The 24909-nt window shown below is 40.1% G+C and carries 23 protein-coding genes; 13 read left to right on the forward strand and 10 right to left on the reverse strand.

All coding sequences use genetic code 11. The features are described 5' to 3' along the window. Positions 1-278: 278 nt before the first annotated feature. Positions 279-1268: a 2-hydroxyacid dehydrogenase gene (locus AC2IOM_RS10250; RefSeq protein ID WP_486358294.1), complete on the reverse strand. Its 990-nt coding sequence runs from the start codon at positions 1266-1268 to the stop codon at positions 279-281. A gap of 93 nt (positions 1269-1361) precedes the next feature. Between AC2IOM_RS10250 and AC2IOM_RS10255 the strand changes: the two genes are divergently transcribed. Continuing rightward, positions 1362-2246, forward strand: a complete 885-nt coding sequence (locus AC2IOM_RS10255) for an NAD(P)-dependent oxidoreductase (protein ID WP_486358295.1) — start codon at positions 1362-1364, stop codon at positions 2244-2246. Between the two features lie 59 nt (positions 2247-2305). Here the strand turns inward: AC2IOM_RS10255 and AC2IOM_RS10260 are convergent, their stop codons facing one another. The 5 genes from AC2IOM_RS10260 to AC2IOM_RS10280 form a co-directional block, all read right to left on the reverse strand. Further along, the gene (locus AC2IOM_RS10260) at positions 2306-4273 is read right to left on the reverse strand and encodes a methyl-accepting chemotaxis protein (RefSeq protein WP_486358296.1); all 1968 of its coding nucleotides are present in this window, start codon (positions 4271-4273) and stop codon (positions 2306-2308) included. A gap of 139 nt (positions 4274-4412) precedes the next feature. Continuing rightward, entirely contained in the window at positions 4413-4673 is a 261-nt protein-coding gene (locus AC2IOM_RS10265) for a Rho-binding antiterminator (RefSeq protein ID WP_486358297.1), read from the reverse strand. A gap of 8 nt (positions 4674-4681) precedes the next feature. Then, on the reverse strand, positions 4682-6130 hold the full coding sequence (gene sbcB / locus AC2IOM_RS10270) for an exodeoxyribonuclease I (protein ID WP_486358298.1): 1449 nt from the start codon (positions 6128-6130) through the stop codon (positions 4682-4684). A 287-nt stretch (positions 6131-6417) separates the two neighbouring features. After that, entirely contained in the window at positions 6418-7260 is an 843-nt protein-coding gene (locus AC2IOM_RS10275; protein WP_486358299.1) for an HNH endonuclease, read from the reverse strand. 9 nt (positions 7261-7269) lie between these two features. Beyond that, complete coding sequence (locus AC2IOM_RS10280) at positions 7270-8310, reverse strand: GTP pyrophosphokinase (protein WP_486358300.1); 1041 nt, start codon at positions 8308-8310, stop codon at positions 7270-7272. 1025 nt (positions 8311-9335) lie between these two features. On the opposite strand from AC2IOM_RS10280, the gene AC2IOM_RS10285 reads away from it, so the two are divergent. Next, on the forward strand, positions 9336-10175 hold the full coding sequence (locus tag AC2IOM_RS10285) for an isopenicillin N synthase family dioxygenase (RefSeq protein ID WP_010559908.1): 840 nt from the start codon (positions 9336-9338) through the stop codon (positions 10173-10175). Between the two features lie 69 nt (positions 10176-10244). Here AC2IOM_RS10285 and AC2IOM_RS10290 read toward each other — a convergent pair whose 3' ends face one another. From AC2IOM_RS10290 to AC2IOM_RS10300, 3 genes are all read right to left on the reverse strand, one after another. Further along, positions 10245-10370 carry a hypothetical protein gene (locus AC2IOM_RS10290; protein ID WP_267890898.1) on the reverse strand — a complete coding sequence of 42 codons (126 nt, stop codon included), beginning with the start codon at positions 10368-10370 and terminating at the stop codon, positions 10245-10247. A 223-nt stretch (positions 10371-10593) separates the two neighbouring features. Further along, on the reverse strand, positions 10594-10959 hold the full coding sequence (locus tag AC2IOM_RS10295; RefSeq protein WP_010559909.1) for a response regulator: 366 nt from the start codon (positions 10957-10959) through the stop codon (positions 10594-10596). A gap of 165 nt (positions 10960-11124) precedes the next feature. After that, positions 11125-11556: a CBS domain-containing protein gene (locus AC2IOM_RS10300; protein ID WP_010559910.1), complete on the reverse strand. Its 432-nt coding sequence runs from the start codon at positions 11554-11556 to the stop codon at positions 11125-11127. 609 nt (positions 11557-12165) lie between these two features. Between AC2IOM_RS10300 and nagK the strand changes: the two genes are divergently transcribed. From nagK to AC2IOM_RS10355, 11 genes are all read left to right on the forward strand, one after another. Further along, a complete protein-coding gene (gene nagK / locus AC2IOM_RS10305; protein WP_486358301.1) occupies positions 12166-13059 on the forward strand; it encodes an N-acetylglucosamine kinase in 894 nt (297 codons plus the stop codon). A gap of 2 nt (positions 13060-13061) precedes the next feature. After that, positions 13062-14189 carry an N-acetylglucosamine-6-phosphate deacetylase gene (gene nagA, locus AC2IOM_RS10310; protein ID WP_138628794.1) on the forward strand — a complete coding sequence of 376 codons (1128 nt, stop codon included), beginning with the start codon at positions 13062-13064 and terminating at the stop codon, positions 14187-14189. Positions 14190-14524: 335 nt separating this feature from the next. Next, on the forward strand, positions 14525-15664 hold the full coding sequence (nagX, locus tag AC2IOM_RS10315; RefSeq protein ID WP_010559913.1) for a transmembrane glucosamine N-acetyltransferase NagX: 1140 nt from the start codon (positions 14525-14527) through the stop codon (positions 15662-15664). A gap of 245 nt (positions 15665-15909) precedes the next feature. Continuing rightward, positions 15910-16710 (forward strand): glucosamine-6-phosphate deaminase, encoded by an 801-nt coding sequence (gene nagB, locus AC2IOM_RS10320; protein ID WP_010559914.1) that lies wholly within the window; start codon positions 15910-15912, stop codon positions 16708-16710. Positions 16711-16800: 90 nt separating this feature from the next. Then, positions 16801-17721, forward strand: coding sequence for an NAD(+) diphosphatase (gene nudC, locus AC2IOM_RS10325; RefSeq protein WP_486358302.1), 921 nt, complete (start codon positions 16801-16803; stop codon positions 17719-17721). 71 nt (positions 17722-17792) lie between these two features. Further along, on the forward strand, positions 17793-18968 hold the full coding sequence (locus tag AC2IOM_RS10330) for a cystathionine beta-lyase (RefSeq protein WP_105171265.1): 1176 nt from the start codon (positions 17793-17795) through the stop codon (positions 18966-18968). A gap of 13 nt (positions 18969-18981) precedes the next feature. Next, complete coding sequence (locus AC2IOM_RS10335) at positions 18982-19803, forward strand: ABC transporter permease subunit (protein ID WP_054980604.1); 822 nt, start codon at positions 18982-18984, stop codon at positions 19801-19803. 2 nt (positions 19804-19805) lie between these two features. Continuing rightward, entirely contained in the window at positions 19806-20693 is an 888-nt protein-coding gene (locus tag AC2IOM_RS10340) for an ABC transporter ATP-binding protein (RefSeq protein WP_486358303.1), read from the forward strand. Next, a complete protein-coding gene (locus AC2IOM_RS10345; RefSeq protein ID WP_486358304.1) occupies positions 20671-21675 on the forward strand; it encodes an aminoglycoside phosphotransferase family protein in 1005 nt (334 codons plus the stop codon). The genes AC2IOM_RS10340 and AC2IOM_RS10345 overlap by 23 nt, the downstream gene beginning before the upstream one ends. A 17-nt stretch (positions 21676-21692) precedes the next feature. Beyond that, a complete protein-coding gene (locus AC2IOM_RS10350; RefSeq protein ID WP_010559920.1) occupies positions 21693-22070 on the forward strand; it encodes a PH domain-containing protein in 378 nt (125 codons plus the stop codon). A gap of 13 nt (positions 22071-22083) precedes the next feature. Beyond that, on the forward strand, positions 22084-22839 hold the full coding sequence (locus tag AC2IOM_RS10355) for a putative porin (RefSeq protein ID WP_486358305.1): 756 nt from the start codon (positions 22084-22086) through the stop codon (positions 22837-22839). 224 nt (positions 22840-23063) lie between these two features. Here the strand turns inward: AC2IOM_RS10355 and AC2IOM_RS10360 are convergent, their stop codons facing one another. Then, positions 23064-24896, reverse strand: a complete 1833-nt coding sequence (locus AC2IOM_RS10360; protein ID WP_198521085.1) for a M2 family metallopeptidase — start codon at positions 24894-24896, stop codon at positions 23064-23066. Between the last annotated feature and the right edge of the window lie 13 nt (positions 24897-24909).

The following is a 24909-nucleotide window of genomic DNA, read 5'->3' on the forward strand; positions in this document are numbered from 1 at the left end:
GGATGAAAGCACTTATCTTGTTACATAGTGTGTAACTTAATATAGTGCTTTTTATGTGTGAAAGGCGATTGAAAAATCACACAAAGCTTTATTAATTAAACGACCATTGTCGCGAGCCAAACGTCTTATTAATGGTAGCGTTATTCGACCGTGAACTGTAACCACATTAATGAATGTAATTGGCATTATAAGCACGCAATTATAACGGGTAATAGTATTTAAAATTGTAATTATGTGTACTGCTATTACTCATTACTTTGCGTGTTTATTAACACGATTTAACTTACTTGATTCTCAAGTGGTTGCTGCAAACGAAACGCCGAAATATTGTCAAGTGTGGTCGCCACAATTTCGCTCATAGCTTCTTGTGTGAAAAAGCCTTGGTGGCCAGTGATCAGCACATTGGGAAAGGTGAGAAGACGCTGAAATACATCGTCATCGATAATTTCACAGCTCATATCTTTAAAAAATAGTTCTGATTCTTGCTCATATACATCAAGCGCTAAATAACCTAATTTGCGCGATTTAAGTGCGCGAATACACGCAGCAGTATCAATTAACGCGCCGCGACTAGTGTTGACAAGCATTACGCCCGGTTTCATTTGCTCAAGTGCTTCTTCATTGATGATATGCAGCGTATCGTTGGTAAGCGGGCAGTGCAGGGCAATAATATCTGATTGTTGGTAAAGGGTTTCTAGGCTAACTGGCTTAGCTAGCTCACTTTTGGCAAATGGATCAAAATAAATCACGTTTGCACCAAATCCATTTAAAATTTTAACAAAAGCGCTGCCAATTTTACCAAGGCCAATCACACCAACCGTTTTGTTATGCAGATTAAAACCAAGTAAGCCATTTAAATCAAAGTTGTTTTCTTTAACGCGGTTATAGGCTTTATGAGTTTTACGAGAAAGCGTAAGAATAAGTGCTAAGCAATGCTCAGCAACTGCTTCAGGGCTGTACGCAGGCACCCGTACTACGACCATTTTGCAATGATTTGCGGCTGGAATATCCACGTTATTAAAACCTGCGCAGCGCAGGGCAACGAGTTTTATGCCAATTTCGTTTAAGGCGTTAATCACTGTTTCATTGAGCGTATCATTTACAAAGCAACATACCGCATCAAACCCTTCGGCAAGTTTTACTGAAATTTCGTTAAGTGGCTGCGTAAAATATTCAGCTGTTATATCGTTTGGCAATTGGCTGTCAAATGCGCTGATATCGTACTTTTGCGCGCTAAAAAACGCGATGCGAAATGGTGCTGTAGTCATATAGATATCCTTGGCGAAATGTAGGCCTATAATTCAATGTGTTAAATGATTATACTCAATCGCAGTTTTGTAAAGATTAAAAGTGAGTAAGTTATGTCGTTAAAAGTTGCGTTTATTGGCCTAGGTGTAATGGGTTACCCAATGGCGGGTCATCTTAAAAATGCAGGCTATGAAACATGTGTTTATAACCGCACCACAGCAAAAGCGCAAAAGTGGGCTAATGAATATTTGGGTCGCTTTGCACAAACGCCAAAAGCAGCGTCTGAAAACGCAGACTTTGTGTTTATTTGCGTTGGCAACGACGATGACTTACGACAAGTGGTGAAAGGTGAAAATGGCATACTTGCTGGATTAAAACCGGGCGCTGTTATTGTGGACCACACTACAACCTCGGCTGAAGTTGCAAAGGAGCTAGCCGAACTTGCAAAAGCGCAAGGCAATGATTTTATAGATGCGCCTGTTTCAGGCGGACAAGCTGGCGCAGAAAATGGTGTATTAACCGTAATGTGTGGCGGTGATGATGCGGTGTTTGCAAAAGCGCAGCCGGTTATGGCGGCATTTTCACAGTTTAGCCAATTACTGGGGCCGGTTGGTTCAGGCCAACTTTGCAAAATGGTCAATCAAATTTGTATTGCGGGTGTGGTACAAGGACTTGCTGAAGGCATGCACTTTGCGATGAATGCGGGGCTTGATGGCGAAAAAGTGGTTGAGACCATTGCCAAAGGCGCTGCGGGTTCATGGCAAATGGAAAATCGTCATAAAACTATGCTTAAGGGCGAGTATGAGTTTGGTTTTGCCGTTGATTGGATGCGCAAAGATTTAGGAATTGCGCTAGATGAAGCACGTAAAAATGGTTCACAGTTGCCAGTAACAGCAATTGTTGACCAGTTTTACAGTGAAGTACAAAATCTTGGCGGTGGCCGCTATGATACATCTAGCTTATTAGCGCGTTTAGAAGCAAGTAAAGGTAAACACTAATCGCACATAAAACGCCGCTAATTGTTGCAAAGTAGTGGCGTTTTCAGTTAACTCACGGCTTAGGCTGTTTTATAGTGAGTAATTGAGCTTTTTAGTTGTTGATTTGATTGTGTAAGCCCTTCAATCAATTCATTTAATTGTTCCATATCGCTGGTAATGGAATTAGATTCTTCACTAATAACACTCACTTGTTGGGTAATATGAGATGCGGCTTCCGATTGCTCTTCAGTTGACACTGATACTGATTTTAAGCGTGCCTGAATATTACTGATTTGATTATAAAGTGTGTTTATATTTTCAAGTGAAGAGTTACTGTTAGTTGAGGTGAATTTGCTCGACTCGTGTATATTTTCCATTAAACTTTTTAATTCTTCTGCGTCATTTTTCACCAGTTCCAACACACCACTGATTTCGCTTGTGGCATCTTTAGAGCGAATAGCAAGTTGTCTGACTTCGTCGGCAACGACCGCAAAGCCTCGACCTTGTTCACCAGCGCGGGCTGCTTCAATTGCGGCATTAAGCGCTAATAAGTTAGTTTGCTCAGCAATACTATTAATACTTTCTAATATCGATACGATTGATTGACTTTTATGGTGCAAGCTTTCGGTGGAGTTAAATGCGTTTTCATTTAACTCGATTAGGGTATCGAGCGAGCCTTTTGATTGCTCTGTGATGGAGCGGGTATGCTTTGACACATCGTCAAGCTGTGAGGTGCTATCCATCGACTCGTTCATCTCATTTTTAATACCTAGCGTGGTTTGAAAAAGCTGCTCAGTTGAGCTGGCGATATTCTGCAGTGCGCCATCATTTTTAACAATCTGATCAATAACATGGCGACTGACATCAGATATTTTGTCAATGCTGCCACTCATAATATGCAGAGCGTTTGATAAGTGACCAACCAAATCCTTTTGTGAATTGAGCAACTTATCAATATCTCGACTAATGGAACCGAGTTCGTCATGAGATTGATCGTTTAATCGAATGGTCAAATCGCCAGAATCCGACACATACGATAAGGTTTCTTTAATATGGTTTATTTTTGACGTAAGGCCTTTTATTACGCGAATATTTGCCCATACGATGACACCGGCAATCACTAATAATGCCACAAGTTTGCCAGTTAAACCTTGGTAATAGCTGTTAATCGTTGCATGCTTTTGCGTATTTATCTCAGTGGTAAATTCAGTAGCGCGTTGTTTAATTTGATTAATATATTGGGTCGTTGTGGCAAACCATGCGCTTGCTTCTGGCCATGAACTTGTTGGTTTTTGATTTAAAAAGACATCATTAATGGTGTTATTAATATAGTCGTTATATTTGGCAATACTGGGATCTTTGAAAAAACGCGATTGCTCTGAGCTATCCGACAGCAGCGATTTAAAACGTCGAATATTGGCGATGTAACTTGATACCTCTTGCGCTTGTGTTGAATTGAATTTTTTTGCCGATAAAATTCCGTTGAGTTTGCCCCTTACTTGCCCTAAATGCTCTTTTAGGTGTGAATAAAAGTAAACCTGCATAAACTGCGCACGAGTTTGTGAATCATCAATTGAAACAGTAATGGCTTTTACTAAATCAAGAGCCATTAAATTAACTTCTGAGTAAAAATTAAAGGCCTCTTTACCGTTTCGGTTATCTACTTGTTGGCGAATAGCTGTGCGGTTAGCAATATAGTTTTCAAGCCGTGTTCTCAACAGTATTGCTTCACTAGAGAGGGTGTTCATATCGGCATTTTTTAGCGCTTGCAATGCGTTGTCGGCTTTTTTGCGTTGCGCTGTTACTTTCGTAAACTGACTTGCTGCGCCACCGGCAATAAAGCCCGCTGACAGGCCTCTTTCTACTGCGAAGTTATGCGCAACGTTGTCGGCTTTCAGAGCCAATTCAAGCAGTAATTGATCGCCTTTTGCACTGTCTATGTTGTCTATATCTTCCTGGATAGAAAAACCTATGAGTAAAAAAATAAACAAACATGAAACAACGGATATTGCGATAATGGCTTTTTTGAAAGAAAGGTTGTCTAACATGCGCACTTCCTTGTTGATAAACGATATGCAGGCATATTAAATTTAGAACAAGTTGTCTATTTTTCAAGCAGCTAACGGTTGTTTTTATTAGCAAGTTAAAGGCGTGATCGAAACCAAAAAAATAGCATGAAAGTAGCGACTATATTAATGAAACACTGAAGTTATGGTGTTCTATGGCGTTATTGCAGGCACTCAAGATGGCGACATCGGTGAGATTAATGTTTACTAGGGTTTGGTCGCTTTGCATAAGAGAGAGAAATTCAGTGCCATTTTCATGAATAAGTGCTTTCGCGATGCCACTGAATTGTTGTTTATTTTTTAGCGATATAACTACTTCGCTATTGCGCATACACACAATTTCAAAGTAGTCGTATAAGCTGCATGAAATACGCTTAGCCATTTGTTTTGCTACAAGCTTTGAGCGTAATGGTACAAGGCTTTTAATATTGCCATTTTTTTCTCATCGCTTTCATGTTCGTGCGCTAAATTCTCTAGGCTTAACATAAACTCATTGGCATCAATTGACGGGCTATCTTCGCCATGCATGAGTTTGCCTTGGCAGTATTTTCGCCACTTTTCAAGCTCTTGGTGACTTAAGCTTTCTGGCCAATTGCGGGCGCGATAGCGAAACAGTAATTCGTTGTATTTTGCATCGTCAAATTCCAGTTGCAAACCGGCGAGTTGGCTTGGCTCTGTGGTGCGGATAATATCAAATTTCGATTTGTCGCCACTTGATGCAAAACCCTGGTAAAGTGCGTAGTCCGGATTTGTGATAGGGGTTAAATGACTATCGTCGTTAAATACTTCAACTACTTTTTCACGTAATTCTGGGTGGGCGCGCAGCAACTTAAGGTTTGCCAAACACGCTTCTCTATCTATGCCTAATCGCTCTGCGTTTTCTGGTAACAGGGTTTTTGCCGGGGCGATAAATGGGCATTTATTAACGTGGACATGCTTTAACCCAATAGGAAGTTGCTCATCTGTGAGGTTTTCACGTTTTGTATAAAGACGCTCTCGAATTTCTTCAACACTCAATTCAATTAAGGGCGTTGGATCAAGTGCTAAATTAAAACAGATAACTGCATTTTTGTTTTGGTGATGAAACGCCATTGGTGCAATCCAGGTTGTGCATCCTTGGCTTGCTGGTATTTTTGAAGACACATGTACCAGTGGCGTCATATTAAATACATCTACTAAATCCTGCGCAGCTTTTTTAAAGCGCAAATTAAAATAGTAGTGGTACATTTTTGGCTGTTTGTCTTTGATGAGTTTTGCCAATGCGATGGTAGCAGTGACATCGCTTAATGCATCGTGGGCGTTGCCGTGATCAATACCGTTTGCTGCGGTTAAATCTTCGAGTTTAAAGCTCGGCGTACCATCTTCCTTTTCGGGCCAGTTAATGCCTTCGGGTCTTAGTGCATAGGTTGCTCGCACTAAGTCAATAATGTCCCAGCGGCTATTTCCGTTTTGCCATTCTCTTGCGTATGGGTCGTAAAAATTACGATAAAAAGTATAACGCGATACTTCATCATCAAAACGAATGCTGTTGTAGCCTGCAACACAGGTTTGCTCTTTAGCAAATTCCAAATGAATTTTGCTAATAAACTCTGCTTCACAGAGGCCGTGTTTCATTGCGTGCTGTGGTGTAATACCTGTCACTAGCGCCGCCATCGGGTGGGGCAGATAATCAGCTTGTGGTTTACAGTAAATGACCAGTGGTTCACCAATAATATTAAGATCAAAATCGGTTCGAATACCCGCAAATTGGCTTGGTCTATCTTTTTGTGGTGTTGCCCCCCAAGTTTCATAATCGTGCCAAAATATTGATGGTGTATTAGGTTCGTTTGTATAACTCATCTATAGGTAAGCTCTTGTATTTTATCGAATTTAAACCAATGTCTTTATGAATATATTGTGAGTTTCTTACCCAAAAGATATTTTGGTGTCTCTATTGTGTCGCTAAATTAAGAATATGTGTCGCTGTACGGAATAGTATCTAACAACCAGATTTATTCTAATTTAATTGTGTTTTAGGGTAAAGATATAAGGTAATTTGGCAAATTTAGGTGCTTAATTATTCGCCCGGTGTTTCATAGTCAAATTGATAAACTGCAATAAGAGTAAAAAAATCAATTTAAGTAAGTTTAATTATTACTAATTTCTTGTTGAGTAATGTTTGACTCGATTATTTTTGCTTTGTACATTAATTTACAATTAAATTCTTTTTTATCAATGGCATAATGTGCTCTTCGGTGACATGTCGGACATAAAGCGATAACATTTTCAGGACAATCAGCTCCGCCGTCTGATAAGCGAGTAAGGTGATGGACTTCTAGGTAAGGACCTGACTTTGTCTCGAAAGGAGCTTTATTTCCGCAACCTTCGCAATGACCTTCTGCTCGTTTTTTAGCGTATAGCTTAATTGCATCGCTGCGATATTTAACATGAATTAGTTTTTCTTTTCCGCTTGTTTGGTTAGGTGTAATACTTAATGCAATTTCACGTAATTGTTTTAATGATTTACTTTTAGTTGGCTTTGTAAGGAAAGTCCTTTTTGGTGATTCAACACCATAACTTTTTATTTCAGGAATAATATCTAAATGAAATATATAAGCTGATCTTTGTATCCTATTTTTGTCAGGTCTTTCTTCAACGTGGTGAGTTATATAATTGCATTTACCAACATAACTTACCATTCCCTGAGATACAGCTTCAAAAAGGAGAATCTCTTTATTATTTTTTTGGTGGTCACGAATGGCTAAATTACCTTTAGTCATTAACATATCGCCTTCTTGACCTTCGCCAGTATATCTAAATGTTCCATCGGAACTAAAACCATCCGAATAACCAAACTCTTCACCAGCTTTGCTGGTGAAAATAAATACATATGGGTGTTGTGATGGAGTCGATATACCACCATATTGCTGCCCTTTATAAACTCCATGTATGTCAGTTCTTCGGTTATATATTTTCCCAGCTTCGAACACTTTACTCTCCTAGTCTTCTTCTGCCCAATCATCATCATCATCTTCATATCCAAATGCATTGATAATGTCTTCATACTCCGGTTCGTCAAAAAACTTTCTAAGGAACTCATCAGGAGTCACAATCCAATCGATATCATTTTCTTCTAATAATTGTTTCCAATCATGAATAATTAGCCAATTTCTTATATGGCCCCAAATATTAGTGAAATATTTTGTTTCTTTGCACACTTGAGCATAGTTAGGAGGAATAATCGCATTTAACTCTGAGGCTTTCTTTATACCTAGTGAATTTAATTCTTTAATTAATTGCTTGATATCACCTTTGTGATTTACTGGCTCTAGCTCTAGCTCGTTAACATCAAACCAATTTTCCATAAATTGAGGAAGTGTAAGGGAGTCTAAGCTGTATTCTAGATTTCCATGAGCTGTATCTGTATGTACTTTTTCTATGTAAGAATCAATTTTTTGTGATATCTCGCTAAAGCCTTTATCTGCTATTTCTAACATGCCGGCATAAAGGAAGAGGTTACGTTCTATTTCGGGAGGTAATTTGCCAGAAAATTTGTAATTTCGATCATGAGCTAATTCCGCCCAAGCGTGCTGTAATACTGTACGAACTTGAATTTCAAATTTTAAAGATGATAAGTTGGCAAACTCTGGTAGCGCTGCTCTTGCTTGGCCAATATCACACACAAAATGAACAGATCTATACCCAATTTGATCAACGGAAAGTTTTTCATCTTGATTTAATGAATTATCAACATCTACATTAAATGCATCATTAATTAAATCTGAAATTTTACTGATATCAGACTCAAAATAAGCAACAACACGAATACCAGATAAGTCAGTTAGTTGTTTTGATGGATCTTTATATGACTTTCTATCTATCTTTTCTAAAACACTATCTTTTGTTTTAGTGCGGCCAGTAACAGTTAAATATTCAATTTCACTAGTTTTTAATAAGTTTTCTATTATCGAAATAACAGCATCAGTTAATCTTTCTTGTTTGGGGAGTATTTCATCTACCCATGATTCATATTTACTCATTTCTATCCATGATGGTTAACAGCTTTATTGAACCTTTCAAATTGCTCTACTTCAAAGCTAGGAAGTGAAATTTGTATTGGCAAAGCAAAAAAGCTTTATGAATTTATCGCGGATGATACATTAATAAATATAATCTTATATTTCAACGATATGCTGATTTATAAAAGCCTTGATGTATTTCTAATTTCTAAGGAGTGCCATACTAATTAATAAATGGGTGCCAAGTATTTTACAATTTAAGTTATATGAGACTGCTCGTATTAGATAACATAAAGTTTGTGTAGGTAGCAAACTTGGAGATGGACTAACTGAGTAGATGAAGATTCAGTAGGAATAATGAAATTACTTCTTAACTTAGCAATGGAGTGACCGCGCGTGTCTATTAATAGTGATATTCGTTCGGACTTAACACATTAGAAAACAGGCTTAGGAGTCTTTTCAAAATGTCTAAAAAATTAGAAAAAGAACCAAAGTACTAAAATTTAATGTTTTTTAAGCTTCTGATAATTAGAGATAAAATTTAAAGTCTGAAAAGTCTTTCTGTGTCTCCAGTGTGTCCCCAACCTTATAATTAAGCTTACAGCCCTTTATTTATTTGGGTGTATCTTAGTCGTGCCAGTAAATTGTGGGTTGGTCTTGGTTCTGCATAAATACTTAGTTCATTCTTAATGTATGTGGTGTTTGAGCGAGTAACTCTTAGCCATCTGTGTATTATTGTGCGCTAGCATATCATTTAACTGTATTTTTGTCTTACTCCACGCAGTTTAACGTAGTGGATTAATTTTGGTAATTCGAGACGAATAATCTTGGTAAAGTAACATTTGATGCATGTAACAACTTGATTGTGCCAACAATGTATTTTGATTTAAATCAAAAGATATTCTTGCGGCCTAATAGTGCGGACATTCGTCCTTATAATCTATAATCACTTTAGTAAGAATGTGTGGTGCAAACACATCCCTTGAAATTATTTGATAAGTGTATGAGCCATAACGGCTCTTCACTTTTTTATTTTGGTGAATTTTATGCAATTACCTACGGTTGATTATACCGCTGAAAATGCGGCTGAGCAGTTTGTTGAGTCGTTACGAAATACTGGCTTCGGTGTATTAAAAAACCACCCAATTTCGCAAGAATTAGTCGAATCTATTTATAAAAATTGGCAGGCATTCTTTAATTCGAATGAAAAACACGACTTTTTATTCAGTAAAGAAACGCAAGATGGTTATTTTCCGCCAGAGGTGTCTGAGGTAGCGAAAGGCTTCACTAAAAAAGATATCAAGGAATATTATCACGTTTATCCAAAAGGACGAGTACCTGCGCAGCTAGAAGCTGAGATCCGTGAGTACTATCGTTTAGCAAACGAGTTTGCATCGACATTACTTAGTTGGGTACAAGAATACGCACCAGCAGATGTGAAAGCGAAATTCTCAATCGATTTGAAAGACATGATTTCAAATTCCGAGCAAACATTATTACGTGTGTTACATTACCCGCCGATGACAGGTGATGAAGAACCAGGTGCTATTCGCGCTGCGGCACACGGAGATATTAACTTGCTAACTGTGTTACCGGCTGCAAATGAGCCAGGTTTACAAGTACAAGACAAAGATGGCGGTTGGTTAGACGTGCCGTGCGATTTTGGTAACTTAATCATTAATATTGGTGATATGTTGCAAGAAGCGTCGGGTGGTTATTTCCCATCAACAATTCACCGCGTAATTAACCCAACAGGTAAAGCGTCAGATAAATCACGTATTTCATTGCCGCTGTTCTTACACCCTCGTCCAGATGTCGTGCTTTCAGAGCGTTACACAGCTGATGAGTACTTAAACGAACGTTTAAGAGAATTGGGTGTAAAATAACCTGAGCGAACACAAAACCATATTGTGTTATTTAAGCAAAGAAAAGCCCGCAACTGCGGGCTTTTTTAGTTAGTTATAACCGCGTTCAAAACACTTTTCATCTTGAGTCGGTTGAAACGGCTTACTAGCATGTTTGTTATTAACCGGTTGTTGGCGGTTAGCGGGCGGGCATAAGCTGCCTGTTGAGTTTCCCATATTCTGCATTCCTGTTGTCATTGGTGATTGCGTTAGTGTCACGTTAAGTTATACAAAACTTATAAAAAGTGACCGAAAATTTACACTCAGTAATTTAACAACAGCAAATTGTAATTGTATTTATCTTAAACTGGTTGTACCTGCCTAAGTTGCTGCGTTTAACCAAGTTAGTGTAGTTGTAACAGGAAATTTGTATTTTGTATACACTATAAATTGAAAAAGTTTACTTTTTAAGCAGTTTTTCTACTGCGGTAAGTAAACGCGTGGGGTCAAATGGTTTTGTAAGCCAGCCACTGGCGCCGCTGTTTTTGGCTTTTTCTTTTTTATAACCGCTCGATTCGGTGGTCAGCATAAGAATTGGCACATATTGATGTTCAGGTAGTCGCCTAATTTTTGGGATTAAGCTCAAACCTGTCATATTGGGCATATTAATATCAGTGATCACCATATCAAACTGTTGTGCGCGCAGTTTGTCCATTGCATCAACACCATCAACTGCGGTTACTACGTCATAACCGGCACCGGTTAGTATTGCTTGGATCATTGAACGAATAGTTTGTTGGTCATCCACTGCTAATATATGCGCCATGAGTTTCTCCTTGTAACTCTTATTTCGTACTAAAAAACCTTAGTAAATTGGATGTATTCTTCCGTTATTTTTGTATTGTTTAGCGATTATTTATTAATTTTAAAGCGCAATACATTTTTAATGACTGCGCGATAATTTGTTTCGCTGAAAATTTTGACAGCGCTTTTAGACAAAACGTCTGTGGCCTTGTTCATAAATTGCATGATGGTGCTGATCGATTGCGCGAAGCACATCGCTGCGAGTGATCACCCCGACCAAGCGTTTGCTACTATCCACAACGGGATAGATTTTGGGTTTATTTGTTAACATGGTCTGTGCTAAATCTAGCACTGAGTGTTCTTCATCTATCGCCAGTACATCAGTACGCATAATATCAACCACTTTATAATGGCTTTCATTTTGATAGGTGTCTTCGAGCATACGCTCAAGGCAATCTTGCTCAGATAAAAAACCAACCACATGTTTGTGTTCATCAAGCACTGGTCCGCCAGTTTGATGTGAGATTAACAGTCGCTCAGACGCTTCGCTAACAGTCATATGAACTGAAAAGGATACGGCGCGATGCGTCATGTAATCTTTTACTTTAATTGAATTCATGGCACGGTCTCTTTTGGCTTTGTTTATCTTAAGCTTAGTTTGTAACTTTGTGATTTGCCAAAGAGATAGACGCTCGGTAAAACTAAAATATGACAATTAATTTTTACGAGCCGGAAATTGTAATGTTTGGCTTATTAATTTGACATATTAGGCACAAAGCGCGAATCTGAAATGGCAGCGTTAACCATGCATTACAAGAGTAGTTGGTATCTGCCATTGGGTTGAACCTGCCGAATAAATAGACAGTAAAGGTCAGCACACTCTAGTTCGCTAAGCTAACGATTGTAATTAAAAGTATACGATAGGCTTTTTTGTTGAATACAATCTAGACGACTAAAAGTAATCATTTGATCGTTGATAAGTGCGAAAGTCGGTTCGCTATTAGTCGTATAAGCCTAAATTAAATATTAAATAAAACATATGGTTATGCTGATATTAATTAATGATAAGCAAAAACTATAAAAATTTAATGACAACGCTGTCATTATTTGTGTAACATTAAATCAACACTTGGGTTGAGGAAATGCGTAAAAGTGGATAGTAAACACAATTAACAAATAGATGTGTTTAGTGCTTTTACGGAAAAATTATAAGAATTGAGGTTGTTTAATGGTTGCAAGTAGTGCAAATAAAGAGCAAATCTTTATTGGAATAGACGGTGGCGGTACGAAGTGTCGTGCAACCGTATTTTCGAGCCAAAATGGGGTATTAGGTACGGGCTTGGGCGGTCCTGCTAACCCGTTACATGGCCTAGATCGCACGCTTGAATCCATTATGGTTTCAACTCAGTTAGCAATTCAAGACGCAGGCTTAAACCTCGATAAAGTAAACGATGTGGTTGCAGGTCTTGGTCTTGCTGGCGTCAATCTGCCTGGTTTATATCAACAAATTCAAGATTGGCACCATCCATTTAAAAAGATGTTTCTGACAACTGATCTCCACACTGCATGTATTGGTGCGCACGAAGGGCAGGATGGGGCAGTGATTATTACCGGAACTGGCTCGTGTGGTTTTTCATTTGTGAATGGTCAAAGCACGATATTAGGCGGACATGGCTTTGCACAAGGCGACAAAGGTAGCGGTGCATGGCTTGGCTTAGAAGCAGTAAAATCAGCATTATTAAGCTTAGATGGTCTAGGACCAAAAACATCACTTGCCGATATACTGTTAGCGCATTTTAAAGTAACAGATGCAATGGGCATCGCCGAAGCAATGGCGGGCAAACCATCAAGCAGCTATGCGCAGTTGGCACGTCCAGTACTTGAAGAAGCAAAGAAAGGCGATGAGATTGCACTTGCAATCGTAAAAGATGGTGCACGTTACATCAGCGATTTAGCCAATAAGCTATTACAAAATAACCCACCGCGTTTATCAATGATTGGCGGATTAGCCGAGCCATTGCAAGAATGGTTAGATAAAGACGTGGTGGCAAATGTTAAACCTGCAATGCAGCCGCCAGAAATGGGCGCCGTTTATTTTGCGCAAAACTCAATTAAAGGGTAATTATGTCAGCTACGAAGTATTTTGCGACACGCTTATTTAGCGGTGAACAGTTTGTTCAAAATGTGACGTTTAGTGTTGAAGATGGCGTGATCACAGCGTTTGAGCAAGGTCAAAGTGACAATGCGATTGTACTTGAAGGCACCGTTGTTCCGGGCTTTATCGATGTACAAGTCAATGGCGGTGGTGGTGCATTTTTTAACGCCGAGCAAAGTGTAAATTGCGTTGATGCGATTGCAAAAGCGCATGGCCAATTTGGTACAACTGCATTATTACCAACACTTATCACAGACAGTGTTGAAGTAATGGAACGAGCAGCTGATGCCACAGCTCAGGCAATTAAAGATAAAGTGCCGGGTATTGTGGGCGTACATTTTGAAGGCCCACATTTATCAATGCCGAAAAAGGGCACACATAGCGAAAAGTTTATTCGCCCAATTACTGAAGCGGAATTTGCAGTATTTGAGCGCCAAGATTTAGGCATCAAGGTAGTTACCTTAGCACCAGAAAATGTATCTGCCAGCGACATTAAACGCCTCGTTGCAGCGGGTGTGAAAGTATCAATTGGTCACACTAATGCTGATTATCCAACGGTATTAGCTGCACTTGAAGCCGGTGCTGACGGTTTTACTCATTTATATAACGCGATGAGTGCATTCACTTCACGCGAACCCGGCGTAGTTGGGGCAGCATTAACAGACACCAACGCATGGTGCGGCTTAATTGTTGACGGTCATCATGTTCACCCAGTATCTGCAAAATTTGCTATCGATAGCAAAACCCGTGGCAAAATTATGCTAGTAACAGATGCGATGCCACCTGTGGGTACCGACGATATGGAGTTTGACTTCTTTGATGGTCGCAAAGTGATCCGCACTGGCGATAGATTAAATTCAACCACAGGTGAATTAGCAGGCAGTGTGTTAGACATGGCAGGAGCGGTGCGCAATACCATTAATACTCTTGATGTTAGTTATGCTGAAGCACTGAGAATGGCATCACTTTACCCAGCACAGTACCTAGGTTTAGGTAATCGAAAAGGGCGATTAGTGGTTGGCGCAGATGCTGACTTTGTGGTGATGGACAATGAATTTTATGCACGAGAAACCTATGTTGCTGGTGCAAAGCGATAATTGATTCCTGGGCAAAAACCCTGCTTTGAAGTAACAAGCGGGGCTTTTTTTTATCTAAAAGAAAGTAAAAAAACAGCGTGTATTTTTAGGGGAAGTACACACGTAATTAGACTTAAGTGATACCAACGGATTGTTTCACTCGGTATTATTGTACCAATTCGCTTAACGCGTTAATCACTTTAGCGAGCTAAATTTATTGCTTATTGCGTTCGAATTTATTTATGTAACATGTCTACATAAGAGAAATTCTACTTACTTGGCATATTATTTTTAAGCGCTAGAGCTGAGAGCACACGTAACAGCATTGGTATTACAAGTATAAAAACGAGGTTGTCGTGAGCGATACAAATAAGAAAACGAAGAAACGATTAGCATCACTTGATGCACTGCGTGGCTTTGACATGTTTTGGATTTTAGGCGGTGAGAAAATTTTTGCCGCCTTGTTTGTTTTAACTGGCTGGGCTGGATGGAAAGTTGCAGAGGCGCAAACATTACATAGTCAGTGGCACGGTTTTACCTTTTACGATTTGATTTTCCCTTTATTTATCTTTTTATCAGGCGTTGCGATGGGTTTGTCACCTAAACGTATCGACCATTTACCTTTTGTTGACCGTAAACCTATTTATATAAAAGCATTTAAGCGTTTATTATTGCTGTGCTTTTTTGGTGTACTTTACAACCATGGCTGGGGCACCGGGGTACCACTTAACCCAGAAGAAGTACGTTACGCAAGTGTACTTGGGCGTATTGCCGTCGCTTGGTTTGTTGCGGCGATGCTGGTATGGCATACCAGCTTTAGAACACAAATGTTTACCCTTGCAGGGATCTTGATTGGTTATTGGGTTTGGCTTTGTTTCATACCTGTTCCAGGTGGTGTTGCGGGTGATTTATCTGCGGGCGGTGCGGGTTCTTGGAACGCATGGTTCGACACAAACTTACTACCAGGCATTACTTATCAAAACAAGCCAATGGATCCAGAGGGTATTTTGTCGAGTATTCCTGCTATTGCTAACGCGTTATTTGGTGTTATTGCGGGCCGCTATATTAAACAAGCACAAGAGCGTGGCGAATGGAAAACTGCAGGTATTTTATTTGCTGCAGGTTTAGTTGCACTTGCTGTTGGTTGGCTGTGGAATATGGTATTTCCAGTTAATAAAGACCTATGGACGTCGTCATTTGTTATGGTAACGGTAGGTTGGAGCTTTATTTTACTGGCGGTGTTTTATGCTGTTGTTGATTTACTTAATCAACAACGTGCTGCATATCTATTCGTAATTATTGGCGCTAACTCAATTGTGATTTACCTCGCATCAAGCCTAGTTAACTGGGAATACATTTCACGCAGTGTGTTTGGTGGATTTATTGCTGCGGTACCGGCACCTTGGCAGCCATTAATAGGCGTGTTTGCCTTACTTGGCGTGCAATTGTTAGTGCTGCATTGGCTATATAAACGCAAGATTCTAATCAGCGTTTAACGCTTACTATTTTAAAAAGCAGGCACCGCCTGCTTTTTTATTTTCTTTATATTTTATAACGCTTTTATATTCACTTTTACTTTACAAATATGTAAATAGACGCAATAATGACAGCGTTGTCATAATGGTAAAGCCTAATATCGTTGTATCCCGATTAGGTTTTGTGATCTATGGATTATCTATACTTGCACGGACAGATATCCATAGATCCCATTTTTATTTAACCCCTTACTAGAGCCTTTCCTATGCAAATAGTTATTTTAAAAGATGCAGCTGCAGTGGCCGAATACGGTGCTCAGATTTTTATCGATCAAATTAATAGAAAACAAGATTCTGTATTAGGATTAGCAACGGGTTCGACACCTGTAGCGCTTTATCAAGAACTGATCAAAGCAAATCAAGCAAATAAAGTTAGCTTTAAGCAAGTAACAAGCTTCAACTTAGACGAATACTTAGGTTTAGACGGCGACCACCCGCAAAGCTACCGTTATTTTATGAACGAGCAGTTATTTAATCACGTTGATATCGACAAAAGTAACACGTTTGTTCCGCCGGGCGATGCACAAAACCCGATCACCGCGTGTAAAATGTACGAGAACAAGATCTCACAAAGCGGCGGTGTAGATGTTCAATTATTAGGTATTGGTCGTAACGGTCATATCGGTTTCAATGAGCCATCATCGAGCCTTGCATCGCGAACGCGTGTAAAAACGCTTACCAAAGAAACGGTAGAAGATAACGCCCGTTTTTTTGCAGAAGGTGAATTCCAGCCACACTTATCAATTACCATGGGTATTGGTACGATTTTAGAAGCGAAAAAAGTGGTATTGCTCGCAACTGGCGAAAATAAAGCTGATGCAGTGCGTGATATGTGCGAAGGTGCGGTTTCTGCAGTATGCCCAGCGTCTGCGCTACAATTCCATCAAGATGCAGTGATTGTTATTGACGAAGCAGCGGCAAGTAAACTTGTAAACGCTGAACTATACAAGCACATTGAAGGCGAAAATCAAAAGTTACAACAATATTTAGCTGAGCTAAAGCACTGATCATTTTGTAACATCATTTTTGTTTTAAAAAGCGCCATTGGCGCTTTTTTTATGTTTAAATGTAAGCATATTAAATTCAACAAATTAGCTATGCAAAATCTGCCTTTTAGTCAAATGCCACTGGCGCGTTGCTCGCGCGAACGCAGTAAACCTGAATTTATCACGCAACAACTTAATAGCGACAACGCCAAAGTACTGCTTTTTTATCAAGATATGATGTTATCGACTAGCCACCTTGATGATTTATTGTGGTTAAGTGTAAAGCAAGTCACAACAATTTTAGGGCGTGCGCCGCACCTCTTTTTAGGACTTAAGAATAATACCCCGTACTTTGCTATCGAAATAACCCAGCAAGAATTAGCGCTTGATGAATTAAGTTGTTATCAAACATTGCCATTTCGCAGCCAACTCGCCAGTTTCCCTGCTGCTAGTGTAGCGATCGCAGGCTATGCAAAAACCTTATTGCATTGGCACAAAACACACGTATTTTGTGGGCGCTGCGGCAGCCAAAATACCTCGTATGAAGGGGGATATTCCCGTCGCTGTGATAATAAAAAGTGTGGTCACATTACGTTTCCTCGTCATGATCCGGCGGTTATTATGATTGTTCGTAAAGTATTTGACGATGGTGTTGAGCGCTGCTTGCTTGGACGCCAAGCATCGTGGCCTGTAGGTAACTATTCAGCACTTGCCGGATTTGTGGATGCGGGTGAAACGCTCGAAGAAGCGGTTATTCGTGAAGTAAAAGAAGAGTCGGGCATTGATGTTTCTGAGGTCGAATACATCGCATCGCAGCCTTGGCCGTTCCCAAGTTCAGTGATGATTGGCTTTATTGCAACGGCAAGCAGCACAACAATTGATATTGGTGAAGATGAACTGGAAGACGCTAAGTGGTTTAGCCGAGACGAATTAGCGCAATTTGGTGAGTGGGGTGATGACTCATCAAGTTTTAAAAAGCCGCGTTATAGCTCGATTAGTCGCTTCCTGTTAGAGCATTGGATTAACTCATAACAAATTAGATTTGATTAGACGTCTAAAAGTCTATTTAATGTTTGTTACAGAACCAAGAGTAGAATCGATTTATGAAAGCAAATACCCAAATTATTCACGCAGGTCGCAAGTCAAAATACACCCAAGGGGTGGTTAATCCGGTTGTACAACGCGCATCTACCATTGTTTTTGACTCAGTAGCGCAGATGAAAGAAAACACCGCAAAGCGTGGTGAGCAAGCACTGTTTTATGGTCGCCGTGGTACGCATACCCACTTTGCTTTACAAGACGCAATTACTGAACTTGAGCAAGGTGCAGGTTGTGCCTTGTTTCCAAGTGGTGCGGCAGCGGTTAGTAACGCCATTTTATCGTTTGTAAAAACGGGCGATCATATTTTGATGGTCGATACCGCGTATGAACCGACACGTGATTTTTGTGAAAAAATTCTCGCAAATATGGGTGTGAGCACCACTTATTATGACCCACTTATTGGTGAAGGCATTGCCGATTTGATTCAAGACAACACGGTATTGCTTTTTTTAGAAGCGCCGGGCTCGATTACCATGGAAGTGCAAGACGTACCTTTACTCACTAAAATTGCGAAACAACATGATTTGCTGGTATTTATTGATAATACCTACGGTAATGGTTATTTCTTTAAGCCACTAACCCACGGTGTTGATGTGTCAATTCAAGCAGCGACTAAATACATTGTTGGTCACTCAGATGTGATGATGGGCGTAGCAATTGCAAACGAGGCATGTTGGGAGCAGTTACGTGAAAATGCCTACCTAATGGGGCAATGCACATCAGCAGATGATGCTTACCTTGCCATGCGAGGTTTACGTACATTGCCGGTACGCCTAAAGCAACACGAACAAGCAGCATTAGAAATTGCCAATTGGTTGGCTCAACATCCGTTAGTTGATCATGTACGTCACCCAATGCTCGACACATGCCCAGGTTCAGATGTATTTAAACGTGATTTTAGCGGCAGCACAGGCCTTTTTAGTTTTGTACTAAAAGAGGGTAATCAAGCTGCGATTACTGCACTTTTAGATGGTATGCAACATTTTAAAATGGGTTACTCGTGGGGTGGTTTTGAAAGCTTAATTACTGTAACAACCAGTTTTAATCGCATTCGCACGGTAACAAACTACGATTTTTCAGGGCCTTTGGTGCGCATTCATGTTGGACTTGAAGACGTAGATGATCTTAAACTGGACCTTGCCGAAGGACTTGAACGTTTTCAAGCACAATTAAAATAAATAAAGGATTTGTATGGGTTCAACTAGCTTTCATCGTGTTATTGCATTTGCGCAATTTGAATTTTCACGGTTTCTATTTTCAAAAAGAGGGCTAGTTGCCATTATTAGCTACCTTGCGATTTGGTCACTTATTTTGACCAACGTGGTAGCGAAAGGCGCTGCATTTTTTAAAGATCCCCAGTTTGAACGCTTTATGGCGCAATTACTTGGCGAAGTGGGGCTTGAAAACTTATCTACGTGGGCGGTTCCTGAATTAATCGTATTTTGGTTAGTCGCAGTGCTGACCTTTCCATTTTTTGCCATGTTTTCCGCAGCCGATCAGTTATGCAGTGATAAAGCGCGCGGCACGATTCGATTTTTACTGTTGCGCGCAAAACGTGAAGATTTATTGCTTGGCCGCTTTCTTGGTCAAGTATTGGTAGTTGCCGCGTTTATAGGTATTGCCTTATTGGCAAGTATTATGTTGATTGTTTGGAATGATGCGGGTCAACTTTCAGGGTCACTGCATTTAAGCAGCCAAATATTGGTTGATTTAATGTTTGTTGTATTACCGATGATTGCCTTTATGCTGCTGTTAAATGTTTATTCAACATCATCTAAACAAGCCATTGTTCATTGTTTACTGTTGCTTACATTAGGCAGCATTATTATTGGCTTATTGGCAGAGTATATTTGGCAGGGCTTTTCATTTTTAGGTTACTTACTGCCTAATGCTAGCTTGTTTGACACCTTAGCGTTAAGCGCCAGCGTGTCTGAACAATATTTGCTGCCACTTGCACAAACGCTCATCTACGGTGCGCTGACGTTTACGTTATTTAAGAAGCAAGGGGTGTAACCATGATTGAACTTAAAAATGTAAGCAAACACTTTGCTAGCAATCAAGTATTAACGAACGTTTCAATGACCATTGAAAGTGGCGAGCCTGTTGCGATTATTGGCCCTAATGGTGCGGGTAAAACCACGCTATTTAGTTTAATCTCGGGCTTTATTTCACCGAGTAGTGGTGAAGTACTGTTTGATGGCGACACAATTCCTCATGCAGCGCAGTTTGGTAAACTGGCGGTATTACCGCAAGATGCACAGCTTGATCCGCGCTTTAGTATTGAAAAACAACTTGCTTTTTTTGCTAAATTACAAGGTTTTGCAAAAGCGCCTGCGCTTAGTGAAGTGACACGTGTGTTATCGCAAGTAGGGTTAATTGAACACAAAACAAAAAAGCCACAAGAATTATCACACGGTATGCGAAAACGCGCCTGTATTGCTCAAGCGCTGATAGGCAATCCCTCATTTGTATTACTCGATGAAGCCACGGCAGGGCTCGACCCAATTCATGCCAAAGAGATAAGGGAATTAATTGCGGGTTTGAGCTCTGAGATTACGTTTATTTTGAGCTCACACGATTTAGCAGAGCTTGAGCGCCTGTGCCAGCGTGTATTTGTGTTTGAAGCTGGTAGTTTGAAACAATACTCAGGAGATATCGATACGCAAAACCATGCGTATTTGACCTTGCGATTAAAACAACATAGTGATGATTTTGATAAAACAATTTCAGGGCTCAATGGGCTAACACAAATAAAAACAACGCAATCGCGCGAATACTTAATTGAATATGATGCCAGTGTCACAAACTTTGATATTCAGTTGCTGCAACACTTGCATCAAAAGCAGATTGCATACCAACAAATTTACAACGGAAAAACGCTTGAAAACCAGTTATTTGATTAAAGATTTTGATGCTATGGCGCTGCCTCAAGCGCCAAGCTATGAATATGCTTGCGCTATTTGCGATTTTACCAATGAAACACATTGGCAGCCGCTGATTGAGCAAATATGTGAAAATAATGATTTAGCGCTTAGTGTAGTAGAGCGCGTTAGCTCAGGCGAAAATCCCACATTTCTATTGCACAGTGCTAGCAATCAAGCCTTTTACATTAAATTTATTGCGCCAAATTGGCTATTTCAGTATCACCATGAAAAAGAAGCGCTCAATTTATGCGACGCGGCAACACTACCGATTGCGACACCTAAATTGATTGCGAACGGTGAGCTCAATAACTGGGGTTACTTAATTACAAAAGGGCTTGAAGGGCAACTTCTGTCAGATATTTACAATGAACTGACAGACGATGAACAACAATCGATAGCCGCGCAATTAGGACGTTTTTGCCTGCAAATGCACAGTATTCCCATGCAAAAAACAAGCGTACTGTACAAAGATTGGCAAAAATTTATTGATGAGCAATACCACAATAGCTACGCCAGGAGAAAGCGCCAAGGCTTGCGTGCAGATTTTTTAGCGGATTTTATTCCCTATATTGCGCATACGCCTTATACCGCACCAGACACCACTAATCTGTATTTAGTACACAGTGATTTGCACCCGGGTAATTTATTAGTTAAACGTGGTGATGACGGCATTTCACTTTGTGGTGTGATTGACTTTGGTGATGCGTTAGTGTGCAACGAGCCACTATTTGAAGTCACAACAGTTGGCTTACTTGTAGCAAAAGGTAAAACTAAGGTTTTTCAGCAATTTTTAGAAAGCTACCTTTATCAAGTTGACGATAAACGAACGTTACTAAACAGTTTAATGACACTGACATTGTTACGCCACACGGGTAACTTAAATTATTTAATTGAATATGTACCCGGTGTAAAACAATGCAAAAATTGGCAAGATGCTGAACAGTATCTTTTTCCGATATAACAGCTAAGGAGACAACAATGGGACTTTTATCAGGCTTATTGGGTAATGCAAGTGAAGTAGACAGCGAGGAAGTTGAGCGTTTTATTGATTCAGCGCTGATTGACGGTGAGCAAGTTGAAAAGGCGTATAAAGTTATTCGCGACGTTTTAGTGTTTACCAATAAACGCCTAATTTTGGTTGATCGCCAAGGCGTACGCGGTAATAAAGCCGAAGTACTTTCAATTCCTTACAGCAAAATAACTAAATTTAGCAAAGAGTCAGCAGGCACATTTGATCTCGATGCTGAATTAAAAATCTGGTTAGGCTCTGAGCCAAATCCGCTAACAAAAGAGTTTAAGGCGGGAGACGATATCGATCAGGTTTACAAAATTTTAAGTCAATACACATTAGGATAGTGGCAAGTTTTATATGAAGAAATTTCTTTTATCAGGTTTATTAATGGCGGCGACTGGTGTAAATGCCGCGAGTTATCAGTCGTTTAACGAATTTAATTATGTTAATGCCGATAACTACGATGGTTTTGCGTTTAGCAGCCATTACTTTTTTAAACCGCAAGCAATGATTGGTGTGTTAGATGAGTTTGGCTATCTAAATACCGATACCAACCTGTACGGCTCAATTAATAACTTTTACGATGATAACTTCTACAATATTGGTGGCGAATATTTTTTACCAAATAATGTATTTATCACCGCAGACGTTGCCAAACAAGGTGATTATGATGCCTTTAGCGCTGGTGCTGGCTACCTGATTAACGATGATTTTAAAGTCAGTGCACGCTATAGCGATGCCGATGGTCAAGACGGCGAAGTATTTGCGCGTGCTGAATACAATCATCAAATTAACCGTATTGATTATCTTGCGTTTAGTTTTGATACTGAGGTAGACCTAGATAGCTGGGAACTGGCGTCTCGCTATTTTATGGCGCTAAACAGTGCGCAGCATTTAGCCGTTGATGCATCTGTGACTGAAACCGGGAATGATATCGTTACCCGTGTATTTGGTACTTATTATTTAAACCAAGCAATCTCTGCAGGCCTGGGTGTAAATGATGGCAAGTTTGAAGTAAAAGCGAAATATTATACCGACGCTAATTTTGCCTTTTCAATTGGCTATCAAGATATTGATGAAGCACTTGTTTTTGCCGTGTATGGCCAGTTTTAAACGTATTAAACAATAAAAAACCGCTGAATTTCAGCGGTTTTTTTGTTTAAGCTAAGTTATACCAATTCACTTAAATAGCTGATCATCCTAGCGGGCTAAATATCATGCTAACTGCGTTAAAATTTATCAATGTAGAACAACTACATAAGAAAAATTCCGCCTTGTTACCATTTCATTTATCCAGCGCTATCCCTGATCACATACTCAACAGAATTGGTATTAGATTACCAACCGCACTGGCGGCCTTTGTTTTGCTCATCTAAGTACTTTTGTAATGGTGCAAAGTAATCAAGAATTGCTGTTGCATCCATTTCTGGTTTACCTGTTACGCTTGCAAGCGCTTCTTGCCATGGACGGCTAGAACCCATTTTCAGCATCGCATCTAAACGCTCACCGGCTTCTTTTGAGTTATAAACGCTACAACGGTGAATTGACTCTTTGCTGCCTGCGATTTCACATAATGCGCGGTGGAATTCAAATTGTAGAATATGCGCTAAGAAATAACGTGTATAAGGTGTGTTACCTGGTACATGGTATTTCGCACCCGGATCAAAGTGTTCTTCAGTACGTGCTACTGGTGCTGCTACACCTTGGTACTTTTCACGCAGTTCCCACCATGCTTGGTTGTAGTTCTCAGGTGTTACTTCACCAGAGAATACTTTCCAGCGCCATTGGTCAACAAGTAGGCCAAATGGAATAAATGCAATTTTATCCATTGCCATTTTCATTAGAAGACCGATATCTTTTGATTCATCCGGTACTTCATCAAGTAAACCGATTTCTTTTAAGTAACCAGGTGTTACAGAAAGGGCGATAGTGTCACCAATTGCTTCGTGGAAGCCATCGTTAGCACTTTCTTGATAGTAAATTGGTTGTGTGTTGTAAGCGCGCTGGTAGAAGTTGTGGCCCAGTTCGTGGTGAATTACTGAGAATTCTTCGCCAGTACGTTGGATACACATCTTAATACGTAAATCGTCTTTGCTATCTAAGTTCCAAGCTGAAGCGTGACATTGCACGTCGCGATCTTGTGGTTTAGTAAACAGTGAACGTTCGTAGAATGTCTCAGGTAATGGTGCAAAGCCCATTGACGTAAAGAATTTCTCAGCACCACGCACCATTTTTAGTTCGTCGTAGTTGTGCTTAGCAAGCAATTCAGTTACATCATAACCTGGATCAGCATTCGCAGGTGCAACTACATCGTAGATATTGCCCCACGTTTGTGCCCACATGTTACCCAGTAAGTGTGCTGGAATTGGCTTATCTTGAGGTACTTTGTCTTCACCGTACTTTTCGCCTAGCTTTGCGCGAACGTGACAGTGTAGTGAATTATATAGTGGCTTAACCTGACCCCAAATACGGTCTAACTCTTTGGCAAAGTCATCGGCAGGCATATCATATTTACTGCGCCACATAGCGCCAGTATCTGCGTAGCCAAGCTCGTTTGCGCCTTGGTTTGTTAACTCAACCTGTTGCTCGTAAAGAGGACGCATTGGTTTAGCAACTTCGCGCCAACCAGTCCATATATCAAGTAGTTCGTCGTAATCACGGCTTGTTGCCATGGTTGCAGTCATATCGCCAAGGCTTAAGCACTTACCGTCTTCTTTACAGTATTTACCTTTACCGTAAAGGCCACCAAGTTCAGCAACGATTTTCGAAAGCTCAGCAGTTTTAGCTGGATCTTGTGGAGCAGGCAGGGTGAGTGCAAGCTTCAGTTTATCTAGTTTACGGCGGCTATCTTCGTCTAGGTCTAATTTATCAAACTTAGACGCTTCATTTGCTAAACGAACTACAGCAGCAGTCATCTTTTCGTTTGCTGCAGCAGATAGGCCTGACGTATCGTGCGTAATAAAGTTTGCGTAAATCCACTCAGCACGGCTAACTTCGTTATAAAGCGCCATTAATTCTGTTTCAGTATTTGCTAAAAACGCTTTTGCGTCTTGTGCTGTTACTTGTTGTGCCGATTGTGTTTCTTGTTGTTTGCTAGTTGCATTACAGCCAGTAATCGCGACCGCTGATGCGACGAGTAATGCGGGTAGTGAGAGTTTAAATGATGTCATTATTGTTTCCCTT

The sequence above is a fragment of the Pseudoalteromonas sp. NS-SX12 genome, from assembly GCF_057367955.1.

Bases quoted from the DNA above. Each gene is read 5' to 3' on its own strand.
- AC2IOM_RS10285 (WP_010559908.1), top strand. From the start codon at position 9,336: ATGCAATTACCTACGGTTGATTATACCGCTGAAAATGCGGCTGAGCAG.
- AC2IOM_RS10255 (WP_486358295.1), top strand. From the start codon at position 1,362: ATGTCGTTAAAAGTTGCGTTTATTGGCCTAGGTGTAATGGGTTACCCA.
- AC2IOM_RS10290 (WP_267890898.1), bottom strand. From the start codon at position 10,370: ATGGGAAACTCAACAGGCAGCTTATGCCCGCCCGCTAACCGCCAACAA.
- AC2IOM_RS10295 (WP_010559909.1), bottom strand. From the start codon at position 10,959: ATGGCGCATATATTAGCAGTGGATGACCAACAAACTATTCGTTCAATG.
- AC2IOM_RS10360 (WP_198521085.1), bottom strand. From the start codon at position 24,896: ATGACATCATTTAAACTCTCACTACCCGCATTACTCGTCGCATCAGCG.
- AC2IOM_RS10250 (WP_486358294.1), bottom strand. From the start codon at position 1,268: ATGACTACAGCACCATTTCGCATCGCGTTTTTTAGCGCGCAAAAGTAC.
- AC2IOM_RS10280 (WP_486358300.1), bottom strand. From the start codon at position 8,310: ATGAGTAAATATGAATCATGGGTAGATGAAATACTCCCCAAACAAGAA.
- nagA (WP_138628794.1), top strand. From the start codon at position 13,062: ATGTCAGCTACGAAGTATTTTGCGACACGCTTATTTAGCGGTGAACAG.
- AC2IOM_RS10340 (WP_486358303.1), top strand. From the start codon at position 19,806: ATGATTGAACTTAAAAATGTAAGCAAACACTTTGCTAGCAATCAAGTA.
- AC2IOM_RS10300 (WP_010559910.1), bottom strand. From the start codon at position 11,556: ATGAATTCAATTAAAGTAAAAGATTACATGACGCATCGCGCCGTATCC.
- AC2IOM_RS10335 (WP_054980604.1), top strand. From the start codon at position 18,982: ATGGGTTCAACTAGCTTTCATCGTGTTATTGCATTTGCGCAATTTGAA.
- sbcB (WP_486358298.1), bottom strand. From the start codon at position 6,130: ATGAGTTATACAAACGAACCTAATACACCATCAATATTTTGGCACGAT.
- AC2IOM_RS10350 (WP_010559920.1), top strand. From the start codon at position 21,693: ATGGGACTTTTATCAGGCTTATTGGGTAATGCAAGTGAAGTAGACAGC.
- AC2IOM_RS10355 (WP_486358305.1), top strand. From the start codon at position 22,084: ATGAAGAAATTTCTTTTATCAGGTTTATTAATGGCGGCGACTGGTGTA.
- nudC (WP_486358302.1), top strand. From the start codon at position 16,801: ATGCAAAATCTGCCTTTTAGTCAAATGCCACTGGCGCGTTGCTCGCGC.
- AC2IOM_RS10260 (WP_486358296.1), bottom strand. From the start codon at position 4,273: ATGTTAGACAACCTTTCTTTCAAAAAAGCCATTATCGCAATATCCGTT.
- nagK (WP_486358301.1), top strand. From the start codon at position 12,166: ATGGTTGCAAGTAGTGCAAATAAAGAGCAAATCTTTATTGGAATAGAC.
- AC2IOM_RS10265 (WP_486358297.1), bottom strand. From the start codon at position 4,673: ATGGCTAAGCGTATTTCATGCAGCTTATACGACTACTTTGAAATTGTG.
- nagB (WP_010559914.1), top strand. From the start codon at position 15,910: ATGCAAATAGTTATTTTAAAAGATGCAGCTGCAGTGGCCGAATACGGT.
- AC2IOM_RS10330 (WP_105171265.1), top strand. From the start codon at position 17,793: ATGAAAGCAAATACCCAAATTATTCACGCAGGTCGCAAGTCAAAATAC.